13 protein-coding genes are annotated in these 14,118 nt (G+C 70.5%); 3 read left to right on the top strand and 10 right to left on the bottom strand.

The genetic code is table 11. The features are described 5' to 3' along the window. The first annotated feature begins 41 nt into the window (after positions 1-41). Positions 42-1,067 (top strand): hypothetical protein, encoded by a 1,026-nt coding sequence (locus ACFCVM_RS13545; RefSeq protein WP_375836952.1) that lies wholly within the window; start codon positions 42-44, stop codon positions 1,065-1,067. Between the two features lie 4 nt (positions 1,068-1,071). On the opposite strand, the gene ACFCVM_RS13550 is transcribed toward ACFCVM_RS13545, so the two are convergent. From ACFCVM_RS13550 to ACFCVM_RS13560, 3 genes are all read right to left on the bottom strand, one after another. After that, complete coding sequence (locus ACFCVM_RS13550; protein ID WP_056658140.1) at positions 1,072-1,443, bottom strand: FKBP-type peptidyl-prolyl cis-trans isomerase; 372 nt, start codon at positions 1,441-1,443, stop codon at positions 1,072-1,074. A gap of 180 nt (positions 1,444-1,623) precedes the next feature. Further along, complete coding sequence (locus tag ACFCVM_RS13555; RefSeq protein WP_375836955.1) at positions 1,624-2,793, bottom strand: PrsW family intramembrane metalloprotease; 1,170 nt, start codon at positions 2,791-2,793, stop codon at positions 1,624-1,626. Positions 2,794-2,802: 9 nt separating this feature from the next. Next, on the bottom strand, positions 2,803-4,227 hold the full coding sequence (locus tag ACFCVM_RS13560; RefSeq protein ID WP_375836958.1) for an FAD-binding oxidoreductase: 1,425 nt from the start codon (positions 4,225-4,227) through the stop codon (positions 2,803-2,805). Positions 4,228-4,303: 76 nt separating this feature from the next. On the opposite strand from ACFCVM_RS13560, the gene ACFCVM_RS13565 reads away from it, so the two are divergent. Continuing rightward, the gene (locus tag ACFCVM_RS13565; protein WP_375836960.1) at positions 4,304-5,878 is read left to right on the top strand and encodes a DNA-3-methyladenine glycosylase 2 family protein; all 1,575 of its coding nucleotides are present in this window, start codon (positions 4,304-4,306) and stop codon (positions 5,876-5,878) included. A 30-nt stretch (positions 5,879-5,908) separates the two neighbouring features. Next, positions 5,909-6,580, top strand: coding sequence for a FadR/GntR family transcriptional regulator (locus ACFCVM_RS13570; RefSeq protein ID WP_375836962.1), 672 nt, complete (start codon positions 5,909-5,911; stop codon positions 6,578-6,580). A gap of 118 nt (positions 6,581-6,698) precedes the next feature. Here ACFCVM_RS13570 and ACFCVM_RS13575 read toward each other — a convergent pair whose 3' ends face one another. The 7 genes from ACFCVM_RS13575 to ACFCVM_RS13605 all read right to left on the bottom strand — a co-directional run bounded on the left by ACFCVM_RS13575 (position 6,699) and on the right by ACFCVM_RS13605 (position 13,983). Next, positions 6,699-7,685 (bottom strand): ABC transporter substrate-binding protein, encoded by a 987-nt coding sequence (locus tag ACFCVM_RS13575; RefSeq protein WP_375836964.1) that lies wholly within the window; start codon positions 7,683-7,685, stop codon positions 6,699-6,701. Positions 7,686-7,752: 67 nt separating this feature from the next. After that, positions 7,753-8,784, bottom strand: coding sequence for an ABC transporter permease (locus tag ACFCVM_RS13580; RefSeq protein WP_375836966.1), 1,032 nt, complete (start codon positions 8,782-8,784; stop codon positions 7,753-7,755). Next, positions 8,781-10,316, bottom strand: a complete 1,536-nt coding sequence (locus ACFCVM_RS13585) for a sugar ABC transporter ATP-binding protein (protein WP_375836968.1) — start codon at positions 10,314-10,316, stop codon at positions 8,781-8,783. Before ACFCVM_RS13585 ends, ACFCVM_RS13580 begins: the two co-directional genes overlap by 4 nt. Then, positions 10,313-10,753 carry an RbsD/FucU family protein gene (locus ACFCVM_RS13590; protein WP_375836969.1) on the bottom strand — a complete coding sequence of 147 codons (441 nt, stop codon included), beginning with the start codon at positions 10,751-10,753 and terminating at the stop codon, positions 10,313-10,315. Before ACFCVM_RS13590 ends, ACFCVM_RS13585 begins: the two co-directional genes overlap by 4 nt. A gap of 106 nt (positions 10,754-10,859) precedes the next feature. Then, positions 10,860-11,711, bottom strand: coding sequence for an amidohydrolase family protein (locus ACFCVM_RS13595; RefSeq protein WP_375836971.1), 852 nt, complete (start codon positions 11,709-11,711; stop codon positions 10,860-10,862). Then, complete coding sequence (locus tag ACFCVM_RS13600) at positions 11,708-12,679, bottom strand: aldo/keto reductase (RefSeq protein WP_375836973.1); 972 nt, start codon at positions 12,677-12,679, stop codon at positions 11,708-11,710. The genes ACFCVM_RS13595 and ACFCVM_RS13600 overlap by 4 nt, the downstream gene beginning before the upstream one ends. Beyond that, entirely contained in the window at positions 12,676-13,983 is a 1,308-nt protein-coding gene (locus tag ACFCVM_RS13605; RefSeq protein WP_375836974.1) for an L-fuconate dehydratase, read from the bottom strand. Before ACFCVM_RS13605 ends, ACFCVM_RS13600 begins: the two co-directional genes overlap by 4 nt. Between the last annotated feature and the right edge of the window lie 135 nt (positions 13,984-14,118).

Genomic DNA, 14,118 nt, shown 5'->3' on the forward strand with positions numbered 1-14,118 from the left:
GGGAACCGGGCCGTCGACCGGCCGCATGACAGACTACCGAAGTGCTGCTTCCGGCGATCGACACCGCGTCCCTCACCCGCCCGATCTCGAGCGCGGAACTCGCGGAGCAACGGCAGCGCGACCTCGCGGCCGGACGCACCCGTCGAGGGCCGGCGATCGCGCTCGCGGTGCTCCTCGGCGCGATCGGCATCGGCTGCCTCGCCCTGTTCGCGGTCGGGCTCGTCGCGGTGTTCGGCTGGAACTGGTTCGCTGCGCTCGCGATCGCGGCCGCAGGCGCCGTCCTCGCGGCGATCGCGGCGGGCGTCGTCGCGATCTGGCGGCTGGTCACCGGCATGCCGGCGAAGGCCGAGGCTCGGCTGCATCGCCTCGCGGCGCTGAACGGCCTCGAGTACGAGCCGAACGCCGCACCGCGACTGCCGGGCCACCTCTTCGAGCAGCTCCGGGGCAAGCCGCGCAACTCGCGGTTCTCGACGAGGTCGGGGCGCGCCGTCGAGATCGGCAACCTGCTCGTCGTCCAGCCGCGGGCGGGCACCTCCGTCAGCGTCTCGATCGGCCCCGGTGGATCGACGATCGCCTCCGGCGACCGCAGGTCGTACTGGCGGTACGTCGCGGTGCGGCTCGACGGCCCGCTGCCGCACATGGTGCTCGAACCGCAGGGCCGAACGACCGGTGGACGCGCGTTCCCCGTCGACTTCGACGCGGATCAGCACCTCTCGCTCGAAGGCGACTTCGATCGGTACTTCCACGTGTTCGTGCCGAAGCAGTACGAGCGCGACGCGCTCTACGTCTTCACGCCCGACCTGATGGCGGCGATGATCGACGAAGCACCCGGGATGCACATCGAGATCGTCGACGACTGGGTGATCTTCAGCAGCAACGGCCGTGCCGACTTCGCCGCTCCGTCGACGTGGGCGGCGATCGAGCGCATCGCGAACCGCGCGGCATCCGGAATCGTCGAGCGCGGCGGCCGCTATCGCGACGAGCGCACCAGGGGCGAGACGCCGACGGCCGGCAGGGAGACGGTGCTGCGCACCGTGGCCCCTGCCGGCCGTCGACTCGAGCGGTGAGGGCTCAGCTCACGCCGAGCAGGTCGATCACGAAGATGAGCGTCTTGCCCGACAGCTGGTGTCCGCCGCCGGCGGGGCCGTAGGCCTGCTGCGGGGGCACGGTGAGCTTGCGGCGACCGCCGACCTTCATGCCGGGGATGCCTTCCTGCCAGCCGCTGATGAGCGCCTGGAGGGGGAAGTTGATGGACTGGCCACGACCCCATGAGGAGTCGAACTCCTCGCCGCTGTCGTACTCGACGCCGAGGTAGTGCACGTCGACGGTCGAGCCGGGCTGCGCCTCGGCGCCGTCGCCGACGACGATGTCTTCGATCACCAGCTCGACGGGAGCCGGCCCCTCGGGAGCGTCGATCTCGGGCTTGCTGTTCGTATCGGTCATACGTCAACCCAAACAGGTTCGCGGCGTCGTCGCAATCGCGGACAACCGTCCACCCCCCTCTTGCGCTGACTGCGAACACGTTGCAGTCTGGAGCTCTAGAACTCGTCGCCTGGTAGAGATGTCGGCAGTGCCACACCACAGGGCGGCGAGTTTTTTGCGCCGAAGCGGCGAGCGGATGCCTCAGCTCAGCAGCACCCGTCGGTCCTCGACGACGGCGGCCAGGAGGCCCTGCTCCTCGGCGAACGTTCGCTCGCTCGCGAGCCCGGTGGCGATGCGCTGACGGGTGAACGCGAGGTGCGTGGCATCCATGACGAGTCGTCTCATGACGCCCGTGCGCGGCGGAGTCTGCGCCTTCGCCCAGGCCTTCGCCTGACGTCGGCCGGCGGGCGTGGCGAGCATCTCGACCTCCGCCGGGCTGAACCATCCGGCGGCTCCGTACTCGGCGAGCCGGTGCCGGGTGATCCGCACCTCCTGCCGTCGCAGGAGCACCGTGAGCACGATCGCCGCGATGAAGATCGGCACCTGCACCGTCACGTAGAGGCCGATCGCATCGTCGGCGAATGCGAGCGATCCGTTCCAGAGGGCGTGCAGCGCGATCGCGCCGAGGAGGCCGAGCAGGAACCATCCGACGACGCCTGCTCCCCCGCCGCGGCGAGCGCCGATGCCGATCGCGAGTCCGGTGCACGCCGTGAAGAGCACGTGGGCGAAGGGCGAGAACAGCCCCCGCACGACGAAGGTCGCGCCGAGCGTCTCCGCGCCGCCCTCGGCGAGCGCGGCGCCGAAGTAGAGCACGTTCTCGGTGAAGGCGAAGCCGGCCGCGACGGTCGCCGCGTAGACGAGCCCGTCGACGGGTCCATCGAAGTGCGACCGCGAGAACACGAAGATCAGCAGCACGCCGATGCCCTTCGCGACCTCCTCGACGACGGGCGCCTGCACGACGGCCTGCAGTGCTTCGTCGGGTGCGCCACCGGGCTCGGCGAACGCCATCGCGAGCTGCACCCCGAGGTCGACGATGAGCGCGATCGCGACCGACACGGCGGCGCCCCACAGGAACGCGAACCACAGCGCCCAGCGCGGCTCGGGCTCCCACCGGTCGACCCAGCGCACGGCGAGCAGCACCATGGTCAGCGGCACGACGGCGAGGAGCGAGCCGATGAGGAGGGTCGACACCCCGAGTCCGACCGCGAGGTAGGCGAGCACCAGGAGCCCGACGAACCCGGCGACGACGATGCCGATGATCGCGAAGAGCAGCCCGCCGCTCCGCGCCTTCGGCGGCGCGGTCCAGATGGGCGGCGCGGGCGACGGGTTCAGGGCGGGGTCTGGGGCTGACTGCGGGGCCACGGAGGTCACCCGGGCAGCCTATCGAGCAGGCGCCTCCGGCGCCGCAGGCGACGCGGACGCTTCGAACATGACCCCGGGGTTCAGGATGCCGTGCGGGTCGAAGAGCGCCTTGATGCCCCGCTGCAGCTCGAACGAGTCGTCGCCGAGTTCGTCGGCGAGCCAGCGCCGCTTCAGCACGCCCACCCCGTGCTCGCCCGTCAGCGTTCCGCCGAGGGCGACGGCGGTGCGGAACATGTCGTCGGCCGCGGCCCAGACGTGCTCGGGCACCTCGTCGCCCGTGAACACGAAGTTCGGGTGCAGGTTTCCGTCGCCCGCGTGCGCGATCGTCGGGATCTCGATGCCGTGACGCCGGCCGATCTCCTCGATCGCGCGGAACATCTCGGGCAGGCGCGAACGCGGCACGGCCACGTCTTCGATGAGCACCTGGCCCGAGGCCGCGAGCGCCGGGTGCATCGCGCGGCGGATGGCGAGCAGCCGGTCGCCCGTCGCGGCATCCGCCGAGCGGCTGACTCTGCCGCCGGCCGCCGCGAAGAGCGCGGCGATCTCCGCGGCCTCGTCGGCGGCTCCTGCGCCGTCGCACTGCGCGAGCAGGAAGGTCTCCGACGGGGCGAGCGACTCGAGCGGTGTGCCGGCGATGCCGTCGGCGCCGAGGTACGCGGCGACGCGTGCGAGGCCGGCGGCATCGATGAGTTCGAGCACCGCGGGCCTCAGGCGGGCGGCGGTCACTGCGGCGGATGCCGCGGCGGCCGCCTCGACGTCGGGCAGCACCGCGGCGACCGTGACGGCCTCGCCCGGCGTGATCGGGCGCAGGCGCACCGTCGCCTCGACGATGACGCCGAGCGTGCCCTCGGAGCCCGTGAAGAGCGCCGTGAGGTCGTAGCCCGTCACGCCCTTCACCGTGCGGTGGCCGGTGCGCAGCAGGCGGCCGTCGGCGAGCACCACCGCGAGGCCGAGCACCGCCTCGCGGGTCACGCCGTACTTCGCGCAGAGGAGCCCCCCGGCGTTCGTGGCGATATTGCCGCCGATCGACGAGATGGCGCGGCTCGCGGGGTCGGGGGCGAACCACAGCCCGAGCGGGGCGAGCGCGTCGTTCAGGTCGCCGTTCAGCACGCCGGATTCGACGACCGCGAGTTCGTCGGCTTCGGAGATCTCGAGCACCCGGTTCATGCGCGAGAGGTCGAGCACGATCGAACCGGGGCTCGCGATGGCCCCGCCTGCGAGGCCCGTGCCGGCGCCGCGCGGCACGACGGGAGTCGACGTCTCGCCGGCGATGCGCATGACGGCCTGCACCTCGGCGACGGATGCCGCGTGCACGACCGCGATCGGCGGAGTCGCGCTGCGCCAGCCCGAGCGGTCTTCGCGAGTGGCCTCGAGATCGGCCGGTGCGGTGGACACGGAAGCCCCGAGGGCGTCTTGCAGGAGGGTCACGACGGCGTGCGGCATCCCTCCACCATACGGCGCGTCGCTCATGTCCGATTTCCGCTGGTCGGTGTCGCCGGGGCGTGCGAGGCTTGGACCCATGACCAGTACCGCCACTCCCCGCCGCCGGCTGCACGGCGACCCGCTCGACGACCCCGAGTTCGCGGAGCGGTACCGCGCCATGCAGGCCCGAGACGCCCGGTTCGACGGGCAGTTCATCACCGGCGTGCACTCGACGGGCATCTACTGCCGGCCGAGCTGCCCGGCGGTCGCGCCGAAGGCGTCGAATGTGAGCTTCTACCTCACCGCGGCGGCCGCCCACGAAGCCGGGCTCCGGGCCTGCAAGCGGTGCCTGCCCGACGCCGTACCGGGCTCGCCCCAGTGGGATCTGCGCGACGACCTCGCCGCGCGCGCCATGCGCCTCATCGCCGACGGCGTCGTCGAACGCGAGGGCGTGCCGGGGCTCGCCGCCCGGCTCGGCTACACACCGCGGCACCTGACGCGCGTGCTCACGGGCGAGCTCGGCGCCGGGCCGCTCGCCCTCGCGCGGGCCCATCGGGCGCAGACCGCGCGTGCACTGCTCACCTCGACGGCGCTGCCCGCGGCCGACGTCGCCTTCGCCTCGGGCTTCGGCAGCATCCGCCAGTTCAACGACACCATTCGAGAGGTCTACGAACGCAGCCCGCTCGAGCTGCGTGCAGCGGCACGCGTGCGCGAGCGGCGGCCGGGTGCGGCGGTCACCGGTCGCGCTGCGACGTCGGGCACCTCGTCCGACGCGGCACTCGACGGCGGCGTGGTGCGACTGCGGTTGCCCGCTCGGCCGCCGTTCGACGCCGCCGGCGTCTTCGACTGGCTCGCTGCCCGGGCCCTCGACGGCGTCGAGCTGGCCGGCGACGACCGATACGAACGCACCCTCCGACTGCCGGGTGGTCCGGCCGTCGTCGCGTTCGCCGCTTCGGGCGATGCCGCAGCACCCGCGATCGACGTCGAGGCGCGCCTCGCGACCCTCGCCGACCTGCCGCCGCTCGTCGCCAGGGTACGACGGCTCTTCGACCTCGACGCCGACGCCGTGGCGATCGACGCCGCGCTCTCCCGCGATCCCGCGCTCGCGGCCTCCGTCGCCGCGACGCCCGGCATTCGCGTGCCCGGATGCCTCGATCCCCACGAACTCGTCTTCCGCGCGCTCGTCGGGCAGCAGGTCTCGGTGAAGGCCGCCCGCACCGCCCTCGCCCGGCTCGCCGCCGAGCTCGGCGAGCAGCTGACGCCTCACGCCGATGGCGCCCCGTCGACACTCTTCCCGACGGCCGCTGCGATCGCCGAGCACGGCCATGCAGTGCTCAGGGGCCCGGCTGCGCGGGTGCGCACCATCATCGACGTCGCGAACCGGCTCGAGTCGGGATCGCTCGTGGTGGCTGCCGAGTGCGAGCGCATCGAACTGCAGGCCGACCTCCTCGCCGTACCGGGCATCGGGCCGTGGACGGCCGGCTACGTCGCGATGCGGGTGACGCGCGCACCCGACGTGCTGCTCACGGGCGATCTGGCACTGCGCAACGGCGCCGAGCAGCTGGGGCTGCCCTCGACCGCCGGGGAGCTCGCCGCCCTCGGCACACGGTGGGCTCCCTGGCGCAGCTACGCGTCGATGCACCTGTGGCGCGCCGCGGCTGCAAAGATCTGATGTCTCCACGTCGCACGGTACGATCACGGCATGGCCGTCACCGACGAAGCAATCCTGCACATCAAAGAGATGATCATCTCGGGTGAACTCGCCCCCGGAGATCGGCTTCCGCCCGAGAAGGAGCTGAGCGACCGACTCGGTCTCTCCCGCTCGTCACTCCGCGAAGCCGTCAAGGCCCTCGAGGTGATCCGCGTGCTCGACGTGCGCCGCGGCGACGGCACCTACGTGACGAGCCTCGAACCGCGCCTCCTCCTCGAAGCCATGTCCTTCGTCGTCGACCTGCACGACGACCAGTCGGTGCTCGAGATCTTCGCAGTCCGGCGCATCCTCGAGCCGGCGGCCACCTCGCTCGCAGCGCGCAACGCCGACGACGACGACCTCGCGCACCTGCGCGAGATCGTCGAGACCGTCGATCACGCCGCAGGGGTCGAGGCCCTCGTCGAACACGACCTCGAGTTCCACCGCGGCATCGCGGAGGCCGCCGGCAACTCCTACCTCGCGAGCCTCATCGACTCGCTGTCGAGCCACACGGTGCGGGCGCGCATCTGGCGCGGCATCACGCAGGAGAACGCCGTCGAGCGCACCCTCTCCGAACACCACGCGATCCTCGACGCGATCGAGGCCGGCGACGCCGAGCTCGCTGCCGCGCTCACCGTGGTGCACGTGAGCGGCGTCGAGCAGTGGCTTCGCTCCGCACTCTGAGACCCGACAGCTCGGCCCGTCGCGGGGCCGGGCGGGCGGCGCGTCGGGCAGCACAGCAGTCGGCGGGCACGACAACGGGGGCGCCGGCCGAAGCCGACGCCCCCGCGACATCCGTGGCCTACTCGTAGAGGACGGCCTGGATCTCCTCGTCGTCGATGTTCGTGGCGTCGTACCAGTAGAAGCCGGTGTCGATCGTCTTCGGGAGGGTCTTGCCGTCGAGTGCCTCGACCGCAGCCTTCACCGTCTCGTAACCGATGCCGACCGGGTTCTGCGTGATCGCGCCGGCCATGAGGCCCTCGCGGATCGCGTCCATCTGCGCCTTGCCCGAGTCGAAGCCGATGACGGTCAGCGTCGTCGAGTCGAGGCCGAGCTCCTTGACGGCCTGCACGACGCCGATGGCCGAACCCTCGTTCGAGCCGTAGATGCCCTTGAGGTCGGGGTTCGCAGCGAGGATCGCCTTGGCGAGGTCGGCGGATTTCGCCTGGTCGCCGCCGCCGTACTGGATGTCGACGATCTCGATGTTCGGCTCGTTCTCCTCCATGTATTCGACGAAGCCGTCACGACGCTCCTGGCCGGTGACCGAGGTCTGGTCGTGCACGACGAGGGCGACCTTGCCCTCGTGGCCGATCGCGTCGGCCATGTGCTTGGCGGCCTCGCCGGCAGCGGCGAGGTTGTCGGTCGCCGCGGTCGTCAGCGGGATGTCGCTGTCGACGCCCGAGTCGAACGCGATGACCGGGATGTTCGAGTCCTTCGCCTGCTGCAGGAGCGGTCCGGCCGCCTGGCTGTCGAGGGCGGCGAAGCCGATCGCGGCCGGGCTCTTGTCGAGGGCGGTCTGCAGCTGCTGGATCTGCTGGTCGACGTCGGCTTCGGTGTCGGGACCCTCGAAGGTGATCTCGACGTCGAACTCCTCGGCGGCCTGCTCGGCGCCGGACTTCACGGCCTGCCAGAACTGGTGCTGGAAGCCCTTGGAGACGAGCGCGATGTACGGCTTCTCTCCGTCGGTTCCGCCGGAGGCCGAATCGCCGCCGTCGCTCGCGCAACCCGAGAAGACGAGGGCTGCGGCAACGGCGCCGACGATGACGCCCATCGTTCGCTTCTTGAACATGTCACTCCTTGATGTGTGGGTATTCGTGATGGTGCAGATGGTGCGGGCTTGCCGGGATGCCGGCGGGTCAGGACCGTCGACGCCGCAGCATGTCGAGGTACACCGCGACGAGGATGACGATGCCGACCGCGACCGACTGCCATTCCTGCGGAACGGAGATGATGCGCAGGCCGTTCGTGAGCACGGCCATGATCAGGGCGCCGATCACGGTGCCGATGATCGAGCCCTTGCCGCCCTGCAGCGAGGTGCCGCCGATCACCACGGCCGCGATGGCCTCGAGCTCGAGGCCCATGCCGCCGGTCGGCTGCGCCGACGAGAGGCGCGAGGCGCTCAAGACGCCGGCGAGTCCGACGAAGAGGCCCGCGAGCGTGTAGATGATGATCTTCCAGCGGCGCACGTTCACGCCGGAGAGCGCCGTCGCCGCCTCATTCGAGCCGATCGAGAAGGTGTAGCGGCCGACGATCGTCTTCGAGAGCAGCACGGCCGCGACCACGATCATGACGATGAAGATCGCGACACCGAGCGGGAATCGGATGCCCGGGATGATCGACAGGTTCATGATCGACTGGAACTCGGGCGTCTCGTTGAAGTAGATCGGCTTCGTGCCCGAGATCACGAGCGAGAGGCCGGCGGCGATCAGCATCATGCCGAGCGTCGCGATGAACGGCGGGATGCCGAGCACGGAGACGTTCACGCCGTTGATCAGGCCGATGAGGCCGCCGAACAGGATCGTCGCGGCGACGCCCGCCCAGAGCGGCCAGCCGAGATAGGTGAGGAAGACGCCCGCCATGACGCCGCAGAGCACCATGCCGGTGCCGATCGAGAGGTCGATGCCGCCCGTGATGATGACGAACGTGGTGCCGAGCGCCAGGATTCCCGTGACCGTGGCGGCCGTGAGGATCGAGACGAGGTTGTTGGCCGTGAAGAAGTGGGGACTCGCGAACGAGAAGACCGCGACGATCACGATGAGGCTCGCGAAGGCGAGGAGCTGCTGCAGCGAGCCGCGCAGCCATGCGAATCGGGGGGCGCCAGCCTCGACCGCGGCGAAGGCCGTCGTCGACGGGGTCGGTGCAGACGGTTGCGTCGTCGTCGGGCTCATCGTGCGATCGTTCCTTCGCTGGTGAATCGGGTGGCGTAGTCCATGAGGTTCTCCTGTGTGGCTTCGGCGTTGTCGAGCACCGCCGTGAGGCGACCCTCGGCCATGACGGCGATCCGGTCGGAGAGCCGGAGCACCTCGGGCAGTTCGGAGGAGATCATGATGATCGCCTTGCCCTGATCGGCGAGCTGGCGCAGGAGCGTGTAGATCTCCTCCTTCGCGCCGACGTCGATGCCGCGCGTCGGCTCGTCGAAGATCAGCACCTCGCAGTCCTTCGCGAGCCACTTCGCGATGACGACCTTCTGCTGGTTGCCGCCCGAGAGGTTCTTCACGAGCTGCGCGGTCGACGGGGTCTTGATGCGGAGCTTGTCGACGTACTCGCGGCCGGTCGCCTCGATGCGCGAACCGCTCACGAAACCGAGCCCCGAGACGTAGTCGCGGAGCGAGGCGAGCACGATGTTCTCACGAACGCTGCGTTCGAGCAGCACGCCGAGTTGCTTGCGGTCCTCCGAGAGGTAGCCGATTCCGTGGCGCGCCGCCTCTGCGGGGTTCGCGATCCTCACCGGGCGCCCATGCAGGCGGATCTCCCCGGCTTCGGTGCGATCGGCGCCGACGATGGCGCGGGCCACCTCTGTGCGACCAGCGCCCATCAGCCCGGCGAAACCGAGGATCTCGCCGGCGTGCACGTCGAAGCTGACGTCGCGCAGCAGGTGCTTGGTGGTGAGGCCGCTCACCGAGAGCACGGGCTCGCCCGTCGCGGCCAGCGCCTGCGGCCGTTGCTCGCCGACGATCTCGCGACCGACCATGAGGGAGATGATCTCCTTCGGCTCCGTCTCGGCGGTCACCCTGGTGCCGATGTAGCGCCCGTCGCGCAGCACGCTGATGCGGTCGGAGATGCGCGCGAGCTCCTCCATGCGGTGCGAGATGTAGATGACGCCGGTCTCGGGGGTGCGGAACCGCTCGATCAGCTCGAAGAGCACGTCGACCTCGGTGTCGTTCAGCGCGGCGGTCGGCTCGTCCATGATGAGCACCTTGGCGTCGAACGAGAGCGCCTTCGCGATCTCGACCATCTGCTGGCGCGCCACGGTGAGCCGCTCGACGGGCTCCGCGGGGTCGAGTGCGAGCCCGAGCCGGTCGAAGAGATCCTGGGCCCGGCGGTTCAGCGCGCGCTCGTCGAGGAACAGCCCGCCCGACCGGTGCTCCCGGCCGATGAAGATGTTCTGCGCGACCGTCAGGTCGGGCATCAGGTTGAACTCCTGGTGGATGATCGAGATGCCGAGCTCCTGCGCATGGCGCGGACCATCGATCGTGAGCTCGCGGCCATTGAGACGGAAGGTGCCGGCGTCGGGCGTGTAGATGCCGGCGAGCAGCTTCATGAGCGTCGACTTGCCCGCGCCGTTCTCGCCGACGAGCGCGAGCACCTCCCCGTGCCGGAGGTCAAGTCGCACGTCGTCGAGCGCCTGGACGCCGGGGAAGCCCTTGCTGACGCCCTCGACGTCGAGGAGCGGAGCAGTCGCGCCTGCCGACGCGTTCACTCCGCGGCCCCCGTCGGCGTGTACTCGTTCACGACGCCCTTGCGGAGCACGACGTTGCCGTACGGCCGGAGCTCCCCGGTGCGCACGATCAGCTGCGCGGCGATCGCGCGGTCGTAGAACGCGAACCGTTCGAGCTCTTCGACGCGGTCGGCCGTGGTCACCGCCGCCGCGACGAGTTCGTGCTGCACGGGCAGCCGCCGACCGCCCTCGGCGGCCATGAGCAGCACCGAGGCGCCCTCGTAGGTGTCGAGCGGCACGACGGTGCGGATGGCGCCGACGACGTCGGCGGCCGCGAGCGCAGGCGCTTCGACGACGCTCGCCCCGACGCGATGCGCGGGGAAGTTCGCGTCGGCGACGACGAGTTCGTCGCCGTGACCGAGCCGATCGAGTGCGGCGAGCAACTCGCCTCCGAGGATCGGGTGGATACCACTCAGCACGTGCGCCTCTCTTCCTTGAGATGTGGGATGAGTGTACTACTCATCCGATGTTTCATCGGCTTTGAGTCCGATTTGTTGTATTTCTGTTGCTATTCCGCGAAAGACATCAGATTACTCGAGCGGAATAGACGCGTTCCGCCGTCCCTCCGAGCACCGCGTCGCGCTCGTCGGGGGCGAGCGCGTCGAGGCATCCGCTCATGACCGCCCAGGTGGGCCGGTAGCCGCCGTGCGGCACCGACATGGGCCAGTCGCCGCCGTACATCACGCGATCCGGGCCGAACGCCTCGAGTGCGATCTCCCAGAGCGGCTGCACCGTCGCGGCGCCGAACGCGACGCCCGCCAGGTGCAGGCCCGAGAACTTGGTCACCGTGTTCGGCAGCGCGGCGACGGCGTCGAACTCACGGCGCCAGGCGTCGAAGTCGTCGCGGCCGAGGGGCGGCTTGCCGAGGTGGTCGACCACGACGGTGAGCTCCGGCAGGTCGCCGGCCAGTCGCCGGACGGCGCCGAGGTGGCGCGGCCACGCGTCGGGAACGTCGAAGGCGAGCCCGCGTCGCGCGAGCTCGGCGAGCGAGGCGCGGACCTCCGGCAGGTCGAGGAAGTCGTCGCGCGGATCGCCGTGCACGAGATGACGGATGCCGCGGAGCGCCGTCTCCCCGTCGAGCGCATCGAGCGCTGCGAACGCCGCAGCGCGGTCGTCGAGCGGGACCCAGCCGACGACGCCGGCGATCCAGTCGTTCGCAGCGGCGACGTCGAGCATGAAGCGGGTGTCGGCGAACGAGTCCTCCGCCTGCACGAGGATCGCGGCGTCGATGCCGGCCGCGTCGAGCTCCGCCCGCGCCTGCGCAGGACCGAAGTCCGCGTGGAGCGGTCCGAGCTCGGGCGTGATCCACGCGTAGTCGCTCACGCTGCGATCCCACAGGTGCAGGTGCGCGTCGATCGTGCGGGCGGGAACGGTCACGGGATCAGCTCCTCGTCGCGCAGCCGCCGCCACAGGGACTCGGGGATCGCGACCCGAGCACGGGCGAGGTTCTCCGCCATGTCGCGTTCGCGGGAGGAACCGACGACCACGGCCCGAACCGCGGGATGCTGCAGCGGGTACTGCAACGCGGCGGCGGGCAGGGCAACGCCCTCGGAGCGGCAGGCCTCGAGGAGCCGCAGGGCGTGCGCCATGACCTCGGGCGGAACCGCGCCGTAGTTGTAGCGGGCGTTCGCAGCGGGCTCGTCGGTCGCGAGCAGCCCCGAGTTGAACACGGCGGCCGCGATGACCCCGACCCCCCGCTCCTCACAGAGCGGGAGCAGGTCTTCGAGCGCCGGCTGCTCGAGCAGCGTGTATCGTCCGGCGATCATCACGACGTCCAGATCGCCCTCGCGCACGGCGCGCGTCGCGGCCTCCGCACTGTTCGTGCCGATGCCGATGGCGCCGACGACGCCCTCGTCGCGCAACTTCGCCAGAGCCGGAAGCCCCTCGGCGAGACCGCGGTCGAGGTCGTACACGTCGGGATCGTGAAGGAGCGCGATGTCGACGCGATCGAGGCCGAGTCGCTCGAGGGAGTCCTCGAGGCTCCGTCGCACCCCGGCCTCGCTCGGGTCGAAGCGGCGCACGAGCGTGTCGGGCACGTCGAACCCGTCCGCGAGGTCGCGTCCGCCCGCGAAGGCGGGATTCGGCTCGAGCACGCGACCGACCTTCGTCGAGACCACGAAGTCGCCCCGCGGCTTCGTGGCCAGGAACGCGCCGAGCCGACGCTCGCTGAGGCCGAGCCCGTAATGCGGTGCCGTGTCGAAGTAGCGGATCCCGCCGTCCCATGCTGCCTCGAGGGCGGATCGCGCCGCGTCGTCGCTCACCTCGCGGTAGAGGTTGCCGATGGGCGCGGCGCCGTAGCCGAGCGGGCCGAGCCGTTCGGCTGAGGTGACGGCGCCGCCGGTCATGCGCGTGCTTCGCTCACGACGTGGGCGCCGCGCCAGGTGTACTCGTCGACGGATGCCGCGTGCATCTCGGTGCCCGCACCCGGCGCTGTCGGCGTGACGTATCGACCCCGGCGCACGACGGCGGGCGTCACGAAGTGCTCGTGGAGGTGGTCGACGAATTCGATCATGCGTCCCTCCATCGTGCCCGAGAGCGCCACGTAGTCGAACATCGACAGGTGCTGCACCGCTTCGCAGAGACCCACGCCGCCGGCGTGCGGGCAGACCGGCACCCCGAACTTGGCGGCGAGCAGGAGGTTCGCGATGTTCTCGTTGACGCCGCCGACACGGGTGGCGTCGATCTGCATGACGTCCATGCCGCCGGCCTGGAGCAGTTGCTTGAAGACGATCCGGTTCTGCACGTGTTCGCCTGTCGCGACCTTGATCGGTGCGACGCCGCGAGCGATGGCGGCGTGACCGAGGATGTCGTCGGGGCTCGTGGGCTCCTCGATCCACTCGACGTCGAACTCGGCGAGCGCGCGCACCCATTCGATGGCAGCGTCGACGTCCCACCGCTGGTTCGCGTCGATCGCGATCGGGAATCCATCGCCGACGGCGGCGCGGGCGATGCCGAGACGACGGATGTCGTCGGCGAGGTCGGCGCCGACCTTGAGCTTGATCTGCGGGTAGCCGTCGGCGACGGCTTCACGGCACAGGCGGTCGAGCTTCTCGTCGGAGTACCCGAGCCAGCCCGGCGTGGTCGTGTACGCCGGGTAGCCGACCTCGAGGAGGTGCGCTGCGCGCTCGGCCCGTCCAGGCTCGGCGGCGCGGAAGAGCTCGAGCGCCTCTTCGGGCGTGATCGCATCGCTGAGGTAGCGGAAGTCGACGAGCTCGACGAGCTGCTCGGGCGTGAGCTCGGCGAGCAGACGCCACAACGGCAGGCCGGCGCGCTTCGCCTTGAGGTCCCAGAGTGCGTTGATCGCGGCCCCGATCGCCATGTGCATGACGCCCTTCTCGGGGCCGAGCCAGCGCAGCTGCGAGTCGTGGGTGAGCAGTCGCCACGCGGCGCCCATGTCGTCGAGCAGCGCCTCCACGTCTTGGCCGAGCAGGTGTCCGCGAAGCGTCTCGAGCGCCGCGACCTCGACGTCGTTGCCGCGTCCGATCGTGAAGACGAAGGCGTGCCCTTCGAGCCCATCGGCCGCATCCGTCCGGATGATCAGGTAGGCCGCCGAGTAATCGGGATCGGGGTTCATCGCGTCCGACCCGTCGAGCTCGAGGGAGGTGGGGAAGCGGATGTCCCGTGTATCAACACTGACGATGGTGCTCATGACGTCCTTTCGTGGCGACCCCGAGCATAAACATCGGATGTCTCTCCTGTCAACCGCAGTCTGATGTGCAAGAATCTCCCAGAACCGGCCTGCACTTCAGTCAGAGTTCTGATGTTCACGCAGTGCCACGATGGA

It is taken from the genome of Agromyces sp. NPDC056389, assembly GCF_042262385.1.
Classification (GTDB): Bacteria; Actinomycetota; Actinomycetes; order Actinomycetales; family Microbacteriaceae; genus Agromyces.

What these genes read in the sequence shown, in the direction of transcription:
- ACFCVM_RS13570 (WP_375836962.1), top strand. Translation starts at nt 5,909, where the DNA reads ATGGCCGTCACCGACGAAGCAATCCTGCACATCAAAGAGATGATCATC.
- ACFCVM_RS13565 (WP_375836960.1), top strand. Translation starts at nt 4,304, where the DNA reads ATGACCAGTACCGCCACTCCCCGCCGCCGGCTGCACGGCGACCCGCTC.
- ACFCVM_RS13575 (WP_375836964.1), bottom strand. Translation starts at nt 7,685, where the DNA reads ATGTTCAAGAAGCGAACGATGGGCGTCATCGTCGGCGCCGTTGCCGCA.
- ACFCVM_RS13550 (WP_056658140.1), bottom strand. Translation starts at nt 1,443, where the DNA reads ATGACCGATACGAACAGCAAGCCCGAGATCGACGCTCCCGAGGGGCCG.
- ACFCVM_RS13600 (WP_375836973.1), bottom strand. Translation starts at nt 12,679, where the DNA reads ATGACCGGCGGCGCCGTCACCTCAGCCGAACGGCTCGGCCCGCTCGGC.
- ACFCVM_RS13580 (WP_375836966.1), bottom strand. Translation starts at nt 8,784, where the DNA reads ATGAGCCCGACGACGACGCAACCGTCTGCACCGACCCCGTCGACGACG.
- ACFCVM_RS13560 (WP_375836958.1), bottom strand. Translation starts at nt 4,227, where the DNA reads ATGCCGCACGCCGTCGTGACCCTCCTGCAAGACGCCCTCGGGGCTTCC.
- ACFCVM_RS13605 (WP_375836974.1), bottom strand. Translation starts at nt 13,983, where the DNA reads ATGAGCACCATCGTCAGTGTTGATACACGGGACATCCGCTTCCCCACC.